The sequence below is a fragment of the Oceanobacillus sp. FSL W7-1304 genome, from assembly GCF_037969805.1.
Lineage (GTDB): Bacteria > Bacillota > Bacilli > Bacillales > Amphibacillaceae > Oceanobacillus > Oceanobacillus profundus.
The window spans coordinates 2,085,916-2,098,589 of record NZ_CP150211.1 but is presented as its reverse complement, the minus strand read 5'-3'; the positions used below and the strand labels follow the sequence as shown (position 1 = coordinate 2,098,589).

The window sequence follows — 12,674 nt, the reverse complement described above, 5'->3', positions numbered from 1 at the left end:
TACAGATCCCTTCTAGTTAATATAATATGGTTAGTATGAAAAAGGGGGACCTTCAATATGAAAAAAATGAACATGAATCAGGATGATTATCGTTATAAAATTGCGAATAGAGAAGCATTAATAGGGATTGGAATTGTCATTATTAACTTTATTTGGTGGTATGGATTTGCATATGGATTAGGAAGTAAAAATCCGGCAGAATATACTTATATTCTAGGGTTGCCAGCCTGGTTTTTTTATAGCTGTGTCCTTGGCTTTGTTGTCATGGTGCTACTGATTTGGCTTGTGATAAAGTTGTTTTTTATAGATATTCCATTAGATGAATTAGATGATAAGGAGAATAAGCAGCTATGAATTGGCAAGCAATATTACCATTAGTATTATTTTTAATTATTGTATTCGCAGTTGGTATGTGGGCAGGAAAATATGTAAAACGATCGGATTCCTTCCTGCAGGAATATTTTCTTGGGGGAAGAAGCTTAGGTGGCTTTGTGCTAGCAATGACATTGGTTACAACGTATGGAAGTGCTAGTAGCTTCTTAAGCGGGCCAGGAGCAGCATATAACCAGGGGCTTGGTTGGGTATTGCTGTCTACTTCCCAGATTGCTACAGGTTATTTTGTGTTAATGATACTAGGGAAAAAATTTGCCATTGTAACACGCAAATATAAAGCAGTGACAATTGTAGACTTTTTAAAAAGTCGTTACGAATCCAAATGGGTCGTGTTATTGTCTTCATTAAGTATTTTAATTTTCCTGTTTTCTGCGATGTCTGCTCAATGGATTGGTGGCGGTCGTTTGATTCAATCATTAACAGGCCTATCCTATATTGCATCATTATTTATATTCTCGGTATCTGTTCTCGTTTATGTTATTATTGGTGGGTTTCGTGCTATTGCAATAACAGATGCAATTCAAGGAATTGTGATGTTCGCAGGAACGTTAATCCTGCTCATTGCAGTTATCATCGCGGGTGGAGGAGTCCCTGCAATCATTGCTGATCTTGCAGCAGAAAATCCAAATCTAATTACACCATTTGGTGCAAATGCTGATTTAACACCTGCATATGTTTCCTCGTTCTGGGTCCTTGTTGGTGTTGGTGTTGTCGCGCTGCCGCAAATTGCTGTGCGTGCGATGTCCTATAAAAATTCAAGGTCGATGCATCGTGGAATTATTATAAGTACGATTGTTGTTGGTTTTATTATGCTTAACATGCATTTGATTGGTGTGTTTGCAAGACCTGTTATACCCGGTATCGAAGTTGGTGATACGGTAATGCCGCTTCTCACGCAAACTGTATTGCCAAACTGGCTGTCCGGAATTGTCCTTGCGGCTCCAATGGCAGCGATTATGACAACTGTGAATTCATTATTATTACTAGTTAGTTCTACGATTGTGAAAGATGTCTATTTAAATTACATAGAACCTACTGCAAAGGAAAGAAAAGTAAAGTATTTAAGTATGTGGGTAACTGCATTGCTTGGAATCGTTGTGATTGTGATGTCTTTAAACCCACCTGACTTAATTATTTGGCTCAATCTATTCTCGATGGGTGGTCTCGAAGCTGCGTTTATTTGGCCAATTGTCATGGGTCTCTATTGGAAGAAGGGGAATAAATATGGTGCGATTGCATCGATGATCTTTGGTGTTGGAAGCTACATCCTATTTGAATCCTTTTATCCGCAGCCATTTGGAATGCATTCTGTTGTAACATCTATTGTAATTGCGTTTATTGCATATGTTACTGCAAGCCTAATGATGCAGAAAAAACACTTAGTTATAGAAGAATGAATATAGTTTTGTATTTAAAAATATCAGCCTTGAGGGGCTGGTATTTTTTCAAATCTTGTATTTGCTAATTCTCTAAGCATAGAAATACATCTCTCGACTATTAAAGCACCATTCTTGTAAATAAAACACCTCACCCGGCCATTAAAGCACCATTCTAGAATATAAAGCACCTCACCCGGCCATTAAAGCACCATTCTAGAATATAAAGCACCTCACCCGGCCATTAAAGCACCATTCTAGAATATAAAGCACCTTTCCCAGCAATTAAGCCCCATACCAAAATATATAACCCACCTCACATCCCGGCTTCTACCTCTCCGGCCATAGAAAAAATAACGCACCCAAACAAATTCTCCTGCTAAAATAAGCAGGAGAGACTTTCTTAAACCTTCATTTCGTCTTTTGCAAACTGGACAAAATAATCAAGCGCTCTTCTATTACTCAGTGAACCTATGTTGACGACTTGTTCAACCGGTTTGCCCATGAGTATTTTTTTAATCGGTACTTCAAGTTTTTTACCGTTAAGTGTTTTCGGTATGTCGGTAACTTGATAGATTCCAGTCGGTACATGACGTGGCGAGCATTGGGTACGAATTTGTGTTTTAATGCGCCCTGAGATTTCATCAGTTAATTCAGCGCCATCCTTCATTACGACGAAAAGTGGTGTAGCTGAACTCCCGTCCTGGTTTGGAATATCAACTATTAAGCTATCAGAAACCTCTTTGACTTGATCGACAGCTCGATAAATTTCGCTCGTACCGATGCGGATTCCGCCACGGTTAATTGTTGCATCTGAGCGACCGTAAATAATCCCAGTATGACGATTTGTAATTTTTAAGTAGTCACCATGACACCAAATTCCTGGAAATACATCAAAGTAGCTTTCGTGTAATCGAGTACCATCAGGGTCATTCCAGAAATAAATTGGCATAGAAGGGAAGGGCGCTGTTAGTACGAGCTCTCCAATTGCATCTATTTCCGGTTTTCCTTGGTCATTAAAGCTCTCTATTTTAGCGCCGAGTCCCATACATTGTAGTTCACCAGCATACACTGGAAGAATCGGTGCACCTAAAATAAATGCTGTACACACATCCGTTCCACCACTGACAGAAGCAATCCACAGGTCACTTTTTACGTGGTCATAGCACCACCCAAACGCTTCAGGTGGCAAAGGAGAACCGGTCGAGCTGATATTGGATAGATGACTTAAATCAAATTCCTTCCCTGGTTCAAGACTATCTTTCATACTTGCTGTTAGGAAGCTTGCACTTGTACCGAAAGCTGTCATTTTTGTCTGTTCAGCAAACCTCCAAAGCCACTTATTGTCCGGATAGGCTGGGCTTCCATCATAGAGGATAATTGTACTTCCACTAAGCAAACCGCCGATAAGAAAATTCCACATCATCCAACCTGTCGTAGTAAACCAGAAGAAACGTGTGTCCTCACCTAGGTCCATATGGAAAGTTGCAGCTTTTAAATGTTCTAGTAAAATACCGCCTTGACTTTGTACAATAGGTTTCGGCTTTCCTGTCGTTCCAGATGAATAAAGCACCCATAGAGGGTCATTAAATGGAACATGTTCGTATGTTAAGCTTTTGTCACCGTTATTTGTAGTTGCATCCGACCATTGAATTGGATTTTTTAGCTTATTAAAATCTGTCTGTTCATTCAAATAAGGGATCGTGATAGTAGCTTCAATTGTTGGTAATGCTTCTTGAATGTTCGCTGCAACCTCCGTGCGGTCGAAATTTTTTCCGTTGTAGCTATATCCATCAACTGTTATCATTACTTTTGGTTCGATTTGCTTAAAACGATCAATCACACTTTGTGTACCAAAGTCTGGAGAAGCACTTGACCAAATCGCTCCGAGGCTCGCTGTTGCTAGAAAGGCTACAACTGTCTCATAAATGTTTGGTACGTAGGCAACAACACGATCCCCCTTTTGGACGCCTAATTTTTTTAGTGTCTGTTGGAAAGCGACTGTATCTATATATAATTGCCCCCATGTCACCTCTTGTGTAGCTCGATGTTCTGATGCATGTATAATAGCTGGCTTGTTCAAATCTCTATCTCTGAAAATATGCTCCGTGTAGTTAATCATAGCCCCAGGAAACCATGTCGTTCCTGGCATCTCACGAGAGGTAAGGATCGCATCATAGGATTGTTTCGACCTGATGTTAAAATATTCCCATTGGGACTCCCAAAATGCTTCTAAATTATGGACAGACCATTCCCATAAGGCGTGATAGTCATCAAAATAAAGTCCTTTTTCTTTCTTTAGCCAATCGATATATTTATATAAGTTTGATTGCTTCTTTCTTTGTTTATCTGGTTTCCATAATAGCGTACCTTCCTTAACGCTCTCCACTTAATCGCCTCCTGAAAATTAAGATGATTACTACTATTATATGAAATCGCTTTCCAAGTGTAAAGGAGCCTGAAACTTTATGCTTACGTAAGCTTTAGCGTGAATTTGATATGCATGAGTAAAGCTGATTGGCGCATATGGCTCAATCAGCTTTTTGTGTAGCTTGTGTCATTTGATGCCAAACAGATCCTTTGGCTTCTGCGCCACCTTGAATGCGCTCCAATGCTAGTTTGATTTGCATACGAACTTCAAATTCAGGATCATCTGCAGCAGCTTCCAGAGCTGGAATGGCAGTTTCATCACCTAATTCATATAAGAACATTGCCGCTCGCCAGCGTACAATTCGACTAGGGTCCGAAAGCGTCGTAATCATTTCTGACGTTGCTTCTTTAAACCCAAGATCAGATATACAATCACCAGCAGTTCGTCTAACTGTGACAGACTTATCTTTTAAGGCTTTATACAAATAAGGTAGCACCTCTGGTTCCTCAATCATTCCGAGATATGCTGTTGCTAGCCTTCGAATGGATGACTTTTCATCATTTAACGCTTTATCAAGTAATGGCAAGTCGCTTGGTGTTGGATCAAAACGATCAAGTGCCGCATAACGTACCTTCCAGTTTGGATCATCAAGGACTTCAAGTGTCAATTGCTTTTTGGGTCTTGACTCTTGAGAATGAGAACTTGACGACGCTTGATTCTCGAATGCTAGTTTGACTAGCTCATCTAATCGGTCCTTATCGTAGCTTGCTGCAAGCTCTTCAACAATCTCTTCTCCTACTTCTTCCATCGTTCCATATCTTGGATGCTGTTCAACCCATTTACGATCCATAATTACATTGGGAGAGGAGGGAGAGGCTTCCATAATTGCTTGACTAAAACGTTCAGGAAGACCAAAACGTTTTTCCTCCGAACCATCCTCTAATTTTACTTGCATCGGTATGCTGCGGAACATTTGAATAAAGACTTTAATCTCTCCAAAAGCTTCTTCATTGTTCTGCTGCATATTTGGAGTTAAATCATCATTCGTTTCTTCTGTCCCTAATACTGCACGAACTTTCGGTAACAGCTCTTCCCAAGCGGTTTTAGGGTTGCGTGCAAGCGCAATAAAATCAACCACACGATAAATATTTTGGACTCCTTCAATAGCAAAGAGTTGTTTAACATAGCTTGGTGCATCCTCGAGATTATCTTTTTCGTTATAATTATAATTTTCACCTGCAGGCAAGGATTCATTGACATTTATTTTCATCGAGTGTGGACTTGGTGTTGGTTCAATCGATAAAATTTTCATTCAAAACACCTCAATCAGAGCGGTTTGCTTCTGCCAGCTTATCAGCAAAAGCTTTCATGTAGGCTGGTAAATCTGGTGGACGGCGACTGGAAATGATATGGCCATCAACGACAACCGCTTCATCACTCCAAGTAGCGCCTGCGTTTGTCATATCGTCTTTTATCCCTGGAGTACTTGTAACATGCTTGCCTTGTAAAATATTTGCAGAAATAAGCACCCAGCCAGCATGGCAAATTTGCCCGATTGGTTTCTTGGCTTTATCCATGACACGGATAAAATCCAGCACTTCTGGATAGCGTCTCAATTTATCCGGTGCCCAGCCGCCAGGTACAAGAATAGCATCGTAATCTTCTGCTTCAATATCGGTAAATGCATAAGCGGATTCTGCGGGAACACCATATTTACCAATATATTTATGGTTGGCTTCCTTACCAACTAAATCAACTTGTGCACCTTCTTCTTGAAGGCGTAAAATTGGGTACCAAAGTTCAAGATCCTCGAAATCTTCTTCAACAAGTGCAATTACTTTTTTGTCCTTTAATCGCATGTAATCCCTCCGTTTCTTATTATCATTAGTGTAACAGAGGTTGGGTATCATTTCGATTATCAAGCATTTAGATAAAGGTTATGTATGGGGGAAGCGAGTCTAAAATAAACTCGCTTCGATTTGGTGAGTATTTAATCCTCAAGGCTCACGTGAATTCTCATTTCTTTTTTTTAACTGCTCATTTAAAGAAACTTCAAGCTTTTTATAGTATAGATAATATCCCGTTCCAAAAAGGGAATAGGTAACAATGAATGCTAGCAAACTTCCTATAATTGGCCAAAATCCAAATGGTACCCAGCCAACGGAAAAGGCGATAACATAGTAAAATAAGATGGAGACGCTAAAATGCACGATAGTCCTTTTCATGTAACTCCATTCATTTCCCATATATATAAATGAAGACAGTCCAAAATAAACACCGATCGTCATACTTGCCAGCATATGCATCCAAATCTCTGAAGCGGAGGTGGGATGATCGTTAATAACAACAATAGTTATTGCGATAAATGTAAAAACACATGCAAACCCTAGTCCAATCATCGTTCTTTTTAGTATTTCAACCACCATTCGATTCCCCTCCATTCATCAGATTTTCTTTAATAGGTGCTACATATTTTCTTGTGATATATGCTTTATTTCCCGAACGAAAATAGACACAAAGATTCCCATTGAAGGATAATTCAAAGCGTTCTATTTGATTCAGGTTACCAATAACAGATTTTGAAAACCGCATATAATCGTATGGAGCTAAGATTTCTTCTGCTTCATACAATTTCATTTTTAGTTCCAATTGTCGATTTGCCAGGCTTGCGAAGACCTTTCTTTGCTCGGCATAAATAAAATCAATCTCTTTCGGATCAAGCAGGATTGTTTGCTCAGAGTCACTGGCAAATAACCGGGGTGTTCTACGCTTCTTAATTATTTTTACAATTTCTTCTAGCTCTTCCGTCCATTCCTTTGCTTGAATCGTTATTTGTGTTTCCGCGTGTTTATCATCAATATCGATATTAAATTTCAATTGCCATTCCCCCTTTGGCATATAGCAAGCAGATAGTTTTATTATATCGCAAAAGCGAGAATGGCGAATCACAAATCCTGCTAATTGGCTTCCTCATTCCTTCGTACAAGAGCTGAAATTACCATAAATCCAATCAAATAGCCGCCTAAGATAAGAACACTTTTTATACTTGGAGCATTCCCACGAATAATCTCCCATGCACCATTACCAAAGTGATAGGATGGTAGCCATTCTGCCATGTCTTGCAGGAAAGTAGGGAAAATGTATATTGGAAACCACATCCCGCCAAGAATTGCTAATGCTAAATAGAGGATATTGCTAACCCCACTAGCAGTTTCCACTTTCTTCATGGAACCTACGAGTGTTCCGATGGCAAGAAATGGCAGGGAGGCAACCAGAATCCATAAACCCGAGAAGAACCACTGCGTGAATGTTAACGAAACACCGTTGATCAAATATCCTGCAATAAAGATAAGGATCACGGAAAATAAATGCATGACCGTTTGTCCGAACATCTTAGCGGTAAAATAAGCCCAAGCAGGTAATGGTGTTATCTTCATAAAGGAGGACCAGCCCTGTGTCCGTTCTTGTACCATGCGAATGCCAAACGTCATGATAGCCGATCCCATCACACTAAAGGCAGTCATTGACATTAAATAATGTGCTTGCCATAGTTCTACATCGGGAACATCTGCATTCACGATATTGGTAAAAATAAAATAAAACACAATTGGCATAAGCAGGCTCCAAAATACAAAATATGGATTACGGAAAATGCGAAGTACCTCTATCTTACATTGCATCGTTATGCTGTTCATTTATCTCTGCCTCCCCATTCGGTTTTGTTAAATGTTCAAACACTTCTTCTAATCGTCCTTGTTCAATTGCGATATCTTTAGCGTGTAAATCGAACTTGAATAATGATGCAAGAACTGTATCTGTCTCTTCCGTTACTGCGTAAATGCGATCGTCTTTTTGATAGCACTTGCTAACTATCGGAAGGGTTTGTAATTGCTGTATTGCTCTTTTGGCATCATTTGTTTGGAAGGACACATTTCGTATGGCGAGCTGCTGTTTAATAGCATTTGGGTGTCCGTCCGCGATAATTTCACCACGGTTAAATAAAATAATCCGTTCAGCCACATCATCTGCTTCTTGTAAATAATGTGTGGTAAAAATGATTGTTTTTCCCTTTTCCTTTAATGCATTTACTTTTTCCCAGAATAATCTCCTTGCCGTAATATCGAGTCCGACTGTTGGTTCATCAAAGAAAACAAGATCTGGATTTCCTGTCAGAGCAAGGGCGAAGCCAACCCGACGTTTTTGTCCACCAGATAATTTGTCAGCCCATTTGTTCAAGTCGTTCTTCTCTAATCCAGTTAAAGCAATTAATTCTTCCATGGAGAGCGGGGAAGGGTAGTAGCTACGAAAGAGGGCAATAACTTCATGAACTTTTAATTTGTCAACAACACTTACATCTTGAAGCATAGCTCCTATTTTTTCACGAACAGAAATGTGCTTTGGATGATGACGAAATAATTGAATATGCCCGGCACTAGGCTCGATTAACCCAAGCATCATAGAAACCATCGTCGTTTTCCCTGCACCATTTGGCCCGAGGATTGCTACAGTAGATCCCTTTTCAATGGAAAAGGAAACATTGTTTACTGCGGTTGTTTTACCGAAATTTCTTGTTACGTGTTGCACTTCAACAACAGGATTAGTCATGATATCTCCTCCAAATTTTCGATTTATTATCAGAAGTATAACAAGAATATTCTTTTATGAATTCTGAATTGAACTAACATGATCTGTATAATGTATGAGTGAACAGATTATATGTATGAAAGTTTGTTGAGTGTGGGGGTAGAGGGTTGTTTAATAAAATGGATATATGTTCGGAGTTTTGCGCGTGAAAAAAGACCTAGCGGGCGGCTAGGTCTTGGTAATTCAGTCTGTGAAAAGCGGTAGTTTCTCTATAAATAAAATATCATCACGATTTGCCGCTTCACCTTCAGCTAGAATGGCTGCCTTCGCGACAACATTTCCACCAGCTTTTTCCACCAATTCTTCTAAAGCTTTTAAGGATTCACCGGTGCTTATCACATCATCAATTAGAGCTACGCGCTGTCCTTTTATTCGCTCTACATCCTCTGTGTCCAAGCATAAGGTCTGTGTCTTTTGTGTTGTAATCGATTCAACTTCATGGACGATGGGACTGCTCATATAGGCTTTTATGCTTTTTCTAGCGACAACATATTTTGCCATGTTTAATTGTTTCGCAATTTCATAAACAAAAGGAATTCCCTTTGCCTCTGCTGTAACGAGAAGATCAACCTCAGGCAATTTTTCTGCTATTAGTGGTGCAGTCGTAGCAACCATTTCAGTATCACCTAGAATAACAAAGCTTGCGATTTTTAGATTTTCGTTTAATTGGATAATTGGCAAGTTACGTTTCAAACCTGCAATTTTGAGCTCATATGTGTTCATTCGAATACACTCTCCCACAATAATATTATATTCCAAAAATACCTAACAGCCATTCCATAATTACACCTGCTAGCAGGCCGAAAAATGGGTCGGAAATAGCAGTTACAATCATCGTAATACCACCGACAATATTAGAGCCAGCAGCATCCGCTGAAAGTGCTGCCTCGGCGTTGCCAGGTAGTGTAACGATTGCTCCAAGCACAAATAGAAATCCTGCAATTGAAGAACTCGGTACATACTTTCCGATTTTGGGAAGTAGTTTAAAAATAAGGATGAAAGCCATTAGTGCCATCATCAAAACACCAGCCCATACTGCATGTGGTGCACTGGCTGTTGCGGAGATAATTACTTCAACGGGTCCGCCCCCGAATAAAGCAGAAGCCATATCCGCTAAGCTGCTAATAATGGTTAATGTATCTATATTTACATCTTGTGAAGCAATTTCTCCATTTATTTTTCCGAAGGCAATGTTAGCGCCGATATTTAAGCAAACTAAAGCTAAAGCACCACGGATTACCATTGGATTTAACGTTAATTTTTGCAATTTAAAACGATCATCAATTTTCTGCTTTAAATGATCGGGTGTATCTTTTTTTATAAAATAATAAACCACACTCGAGAGAATAACGGAAATTGTAATTGTGTATACAAGATCCTTCGTTACAATATACACGAATAGTGCACTAACAAAGGAGAAGCTACCAATTAAACGGTCTTTTCTTGCCATATCCCATGCCACTTTTGCAAGCATAAAGCCGACTCCAGCCATCATCCCATTTGTAATAACTGGACCAATCCATGTAACAATTTGTTCCATAAGACCAAATAAGCTAATAATTATTAAAATGAATGCACCGTAGAAGATCATTGATAACCGTTCACGCATATTATTACCCATTGTTCCAGCAACGGTTATTGTCTCTGCTTGGAATGATACAACAGCAACATTGCTTGTCATGGCATTTCCGAATGCGCCAATAATAAATGCTAACGCAGTAGGTACAGATGCAAATCCGAATGTTAATGCCAGTAATCCTTGTGGGAGTCCATTAAGCACACCACTAATTGCTGCTAGAATATCTTTAAGTATAAGTTCCATCTTGCTGCTCCTTTTCTTGCCTCAAGTTCATGAATGGTGGCTGTTTCCATAAAAAAAGCCGTTTAAATAAACGGTCATTTCATAGAAGCACCGTTCATAGTAGAGTAATTTACGGTTACTCCGTAGAGACTCTCAGACCATATTACTGAGATTATATGAGGTATTGTTTGTATTTACGTATGATAGATTAATTATATTACAAAACATATGATTTTTGAATGAAAAAGCAAAAAAAAACAAATATAAATGTTTTTAAGTTAGTAAATTACAAACTAAAAAAGGGTGGTAAAAATAAAATAGGCCGCAGCACAACTTATTGTGCGGCGACCTATTTTATTTTTTTAGGAACCAAACCATTTCTTTATTTTACCGATAAAGCTCTTTGGCTGTTCTTTTGGTTCAGTCACTTCTTCATCGGGTTGCGCATCTTCAATAAAGATATTTTCTTTATCAATGGCGTAGTCATAAGTTAATACTGCACCGATATCTGTATCACTTTCGTTGTTTGTAATGGTTGTATAAGGAATATTATATTTATTAGCAAGTTCTTTTTCTTCTTTTAAAAAGCGAAAGGGAACATGCCCATTAATTAGTAATGTTGCTTTAGGGTTCTCTTTGATAGCTGCTTCCAATTTATGAAGGCCAGAATCAGACATAACCTGTCCGATTGTTAGAGCCAAAACAATTCGTTCTCTAAGTGTGCCTAGAAACTGAATTCGTTCGTGCTCTTTTGGTCGCCGTGTTCCGTACATTCCTTCTGTTAAATAATCATCGACGCTTTTGTTAGTCATTAGTTGTTCATCCTTTTTAAAAAATAATCTTACTTATAATTTATAATATTTTCACCGGAACTTCCAATGATAATCGATAAAACAACTAAGTTGTAACATATATAAGGCATAATTGTTAACGTAACGAAGCGACTCAATGATTAAATTGAATCGCTTCGTTGTTCTAATTATTTCTCATGTGCACGTTTGTCGGCAACACGACTTCTTGCTTGTGCTTCCCTATCTTCCGCATCAGCAAACTCATTTGAAAATTCGACATCAATACCATCAGTCTTCTGATTTTTAGGAGTTTGTGATAAAAAATTATTTTTTCTCTTCTTATGCTCATCTCTGCCCATTTTGTTCACCCTTTATAATCGTATTCTGTAGCTAAGTGTATAGTTGGTTAATTCACCGTTATTAAAATTTAATGCTGCATTGGATTTTGAACAGGAGCAAAGCAGCTCATGTAAATTTGCATCTCTTCTGGCTTTAATTGTGGTACTTGATAATATTGGCGTTTATTTTGGTAAAGAAATATTTCGTAAGCCATTTCAATTAGGTTTGGAACACTATCTGCAAACACTCTTCTTAATACTGGATTGGTTGTTTCAAGAGCTGTCATTGTAAATCCAGAAGCAGTAGCCTTTAAATTCCCCATCATAAAACTGGATATACATTGGTCATTTAATTCGGTCACCGCCTGTGCGGGTGTTTTAGGTTGAGTAAGCTTCATCCCATAAAGCACATTATTGCTATCTGACATCATATACGTCTGGGTTTTTTGAGAAGGCTCTTGTCCTGTGTTTAGAGTTTCTACAATTGTATTATACATTTGAGTAAGGAATGTCTTATGCTTTTGCAGCATTGTTTTTAGTTCAGGATCCTGAATATGCTGCTCATAAAGTAACCCTTGCTCTAAACCGCCGATAAGACTAGATATTGCTTCATGTGCATCGAACATTTCATGGCCACCATGACTTTGGTGATCAGGCATTTGTGATGAACCTTGGAAATTTTGATTCTGTTGTTGATTAAACAATTTAAAAAACCTCCTTTTATTTAGGTGCAAATGTGCCATGCAGTGTTTATCTATATTGAAGAAAGAATAGTGCACATTATACATCTGTATTTTTAACAGGATTACTATACTTATTCGCTTTCCTTTCGTTCTTTTTATATATAATCGAGGATTACTCGGATATATTGCTTGTGAGGTGCTGCTCTAGTAAAAAATGATGTGAAAGAGGGAATTTTGTGATAATATGAACGTAAAAGTATGTGCTTGCATTCTCGGG

At 38.6% G+C, this 12,674-nt stretch carries 14 protein-coding genes and 1 riboswitch; of the genes, 2 read left to right on the top strand and 12 right to left on the bottom strand.

The window, feature by feature from the left end:
• Window positions 1-66: 66 nt before the first annotated feature.
• Both NYE61_RS10635 and panF read left to right on the top strand, forming a co-directional pair.
• The gene (locus NYE61_RS10635) at window positions 67-354 is read left to right on the top strand and encodes a YhdT family protein (RefSeq protein ID WP_240033805.1); all 288 of its coding nucleotides are present in this window, start codon (window positions 67-69) and stop codon (window positions 352-354) included.
• Entirely contained in the window at window positions 351-1,790 is a 1,440-nt protein-coding gene (gene panF, locus NYE61_RS10630; RefSeq protein WP_303450745.1) for a sodium/pantothenate symporter, read from the top strand. The genes NYE61_RS10635 and panF overlap by 4 nt, the downstream gene beginning before the upstream one ends.
• A 382-nt stretch (window positions 1,791-2,172) precedes the next feature.
• On the opposite strand, the gene NYE61_RS10625 is transcribed toward panF, so the two are convergent.
• From NYE61_RS10625 to NYE61_RS10570, 12 genes are all read right to left on the bottom strand, one after another.
• Window positions 2,173-4,158 carry an acetoacetate--CoA ligase gene (locus NYE61_RS10625; RefSeq protein ID WP_303450742.1) on the bottom strand — a complete coding sequence of 662 codons (1,986 nt, stop codon included), beginning with the start codon at window positions 4,156-4,158 and terminating at the stop codon, window positions 2,173-2,175.
• Between the two features lie 142 nt (window positions 4,159-4,300).
• Window positions 4,301-5,452, bottom strand: a complete 1,152-nt coding sequence (locus NYE61_RS10620) for a conserved virulence factor C family protein (protein ID WP_303450737.1) — start codon at window positions 5,450-5,452, stop codon at window positions 4,301-4,303.
• Window positions 5,453-5,462: 10 nt separating this feature from the next.
• On the bottom strand, window positions 5,463-5,999 hold the full coding sequence (locus NYE61_RS10615; protein ID WP_095311626.1) for a type 1 glutamine amidotransferase domain-containing protein: 537 nt from the start codon (window positions 5,997-5,999) through the stop codon (window positions 5,463-5,465).
• Window positions 6,000-6,137: 138 nt separating this feature from the next.
• Complete coding sequence (locus NYE61_RS10610; RefSeq protein ID WP_095311628.1) at window positions 6,138-6,566, bottom strand: DUF3021 domain-containing protein; 429 nt, start codon at window positions 6,564-6,566, stop codon at window positions 6,138-6,140.
• Window positions 6,556-7,017 (bottom strand): LytTR family DNA-binding domain-containing protein, encoded by a 462-nt coding sequence (locus NYE61_RS10605; protein ID WP_251660317.1) that lies wholly within the window; start codon window positions 7,015-7,017, stop codon window positions 6,556-6,558. Before NYE61_RS10605 ends, NYE61_RS10610 begins: the two co-directional genes overlap by 11 nt.
• A gap of 80 nt (window positions 7,018-7,097) precedes the next feature.
• Window positions 7,098-7,835 (bottom strand): ABC transporter permease, encoded by a 738-nt coding sequence (locus NYE61_RS10600; protein ID WP_095311632.1) that lies wholly within the window; start codon window positions 7,833-7,835, stop codon window positions 7,098-7,100.
• Window positions 7,810-8,745, bottom strand: coding sequence for an ABC transporter ATP-binding protein (locus NYE61_RS10595; protein WP_095311634.1), 936 nt, complete (start codon window positions 8,743-8,745; stop codon window positions 7,810-7,812). The genes NYE61_RS10600 and NYE61_RS10595 overlap by 26 nt, the downstream gene beginning before the upstream one ends.
• A gap of 222 nt (window positions 8,746-8,967) precedes the next feature.
• Entirely contained in the window at window positions 8,968-9,507 is a 540-nt protein-coding gene (locus NYE61_RS10590) for a phosphoribosyltransferase family protein (protein WP_095311636.1), read from the bottom strand.
• 25 nt (window positions 9,508-9,532) lie between these two features.
• On the bottom strand, window positions 9,533-10,606 hold the full coding sequence (locus NYE61_RS10585; protein WP_251660320.1) for an NCS2 family permease: 1,074 nt from the start codon (window positions 10,604-10,606) through the stop codon (window positions 9,533-9,535).
• A gap of 77 nt (window positions 10,607-10,683) precedes the next feature.
• A riboswitch (purine riboswitch) is annotated at window positions 10,684-10,785 on the bottom strand.
• A gap of 162 nt (window positions 10,786-10,947) precedes the next feature.
• Window positions 10,948-11,397, bottom strand: a complete 450-nt coding sequence (locus tag NYE61_RS10580; protein ID WP_095311640.1) for a YueI family protein — start codon at window positions 11,395-11,397, stop codon at window positions 10,948-10,950.
• 167 nt (window positions 11,398-11,564) lie between these two features.
• The gene (locus NYE61_RS10575; RefSeq protein WP_303450725.1) at window positions 11,565-11,735 is read right to left on the bottom strand and encodes a YfhD family protein; all 171 of its coding nucleotides are present in this window, start codon (window positions 11,733-11,735) and stop codon (window positions 11,565-11,567) included.
• Window positions 11,736-11,803: 68 nt separating this feature from the next.
• Window positions 11,804-12,418, bottom strand: coding sequence for a spore coat protein (locus NYE61_RS10570; RefSeq protein WP_339317446.1), 615 nt, complete (start codon window positions 12,416-12,418; stop codon window positions 11,804-11,806).
• Window positions 12,419-12,674 lie beyond the last annotated feature (256 nt).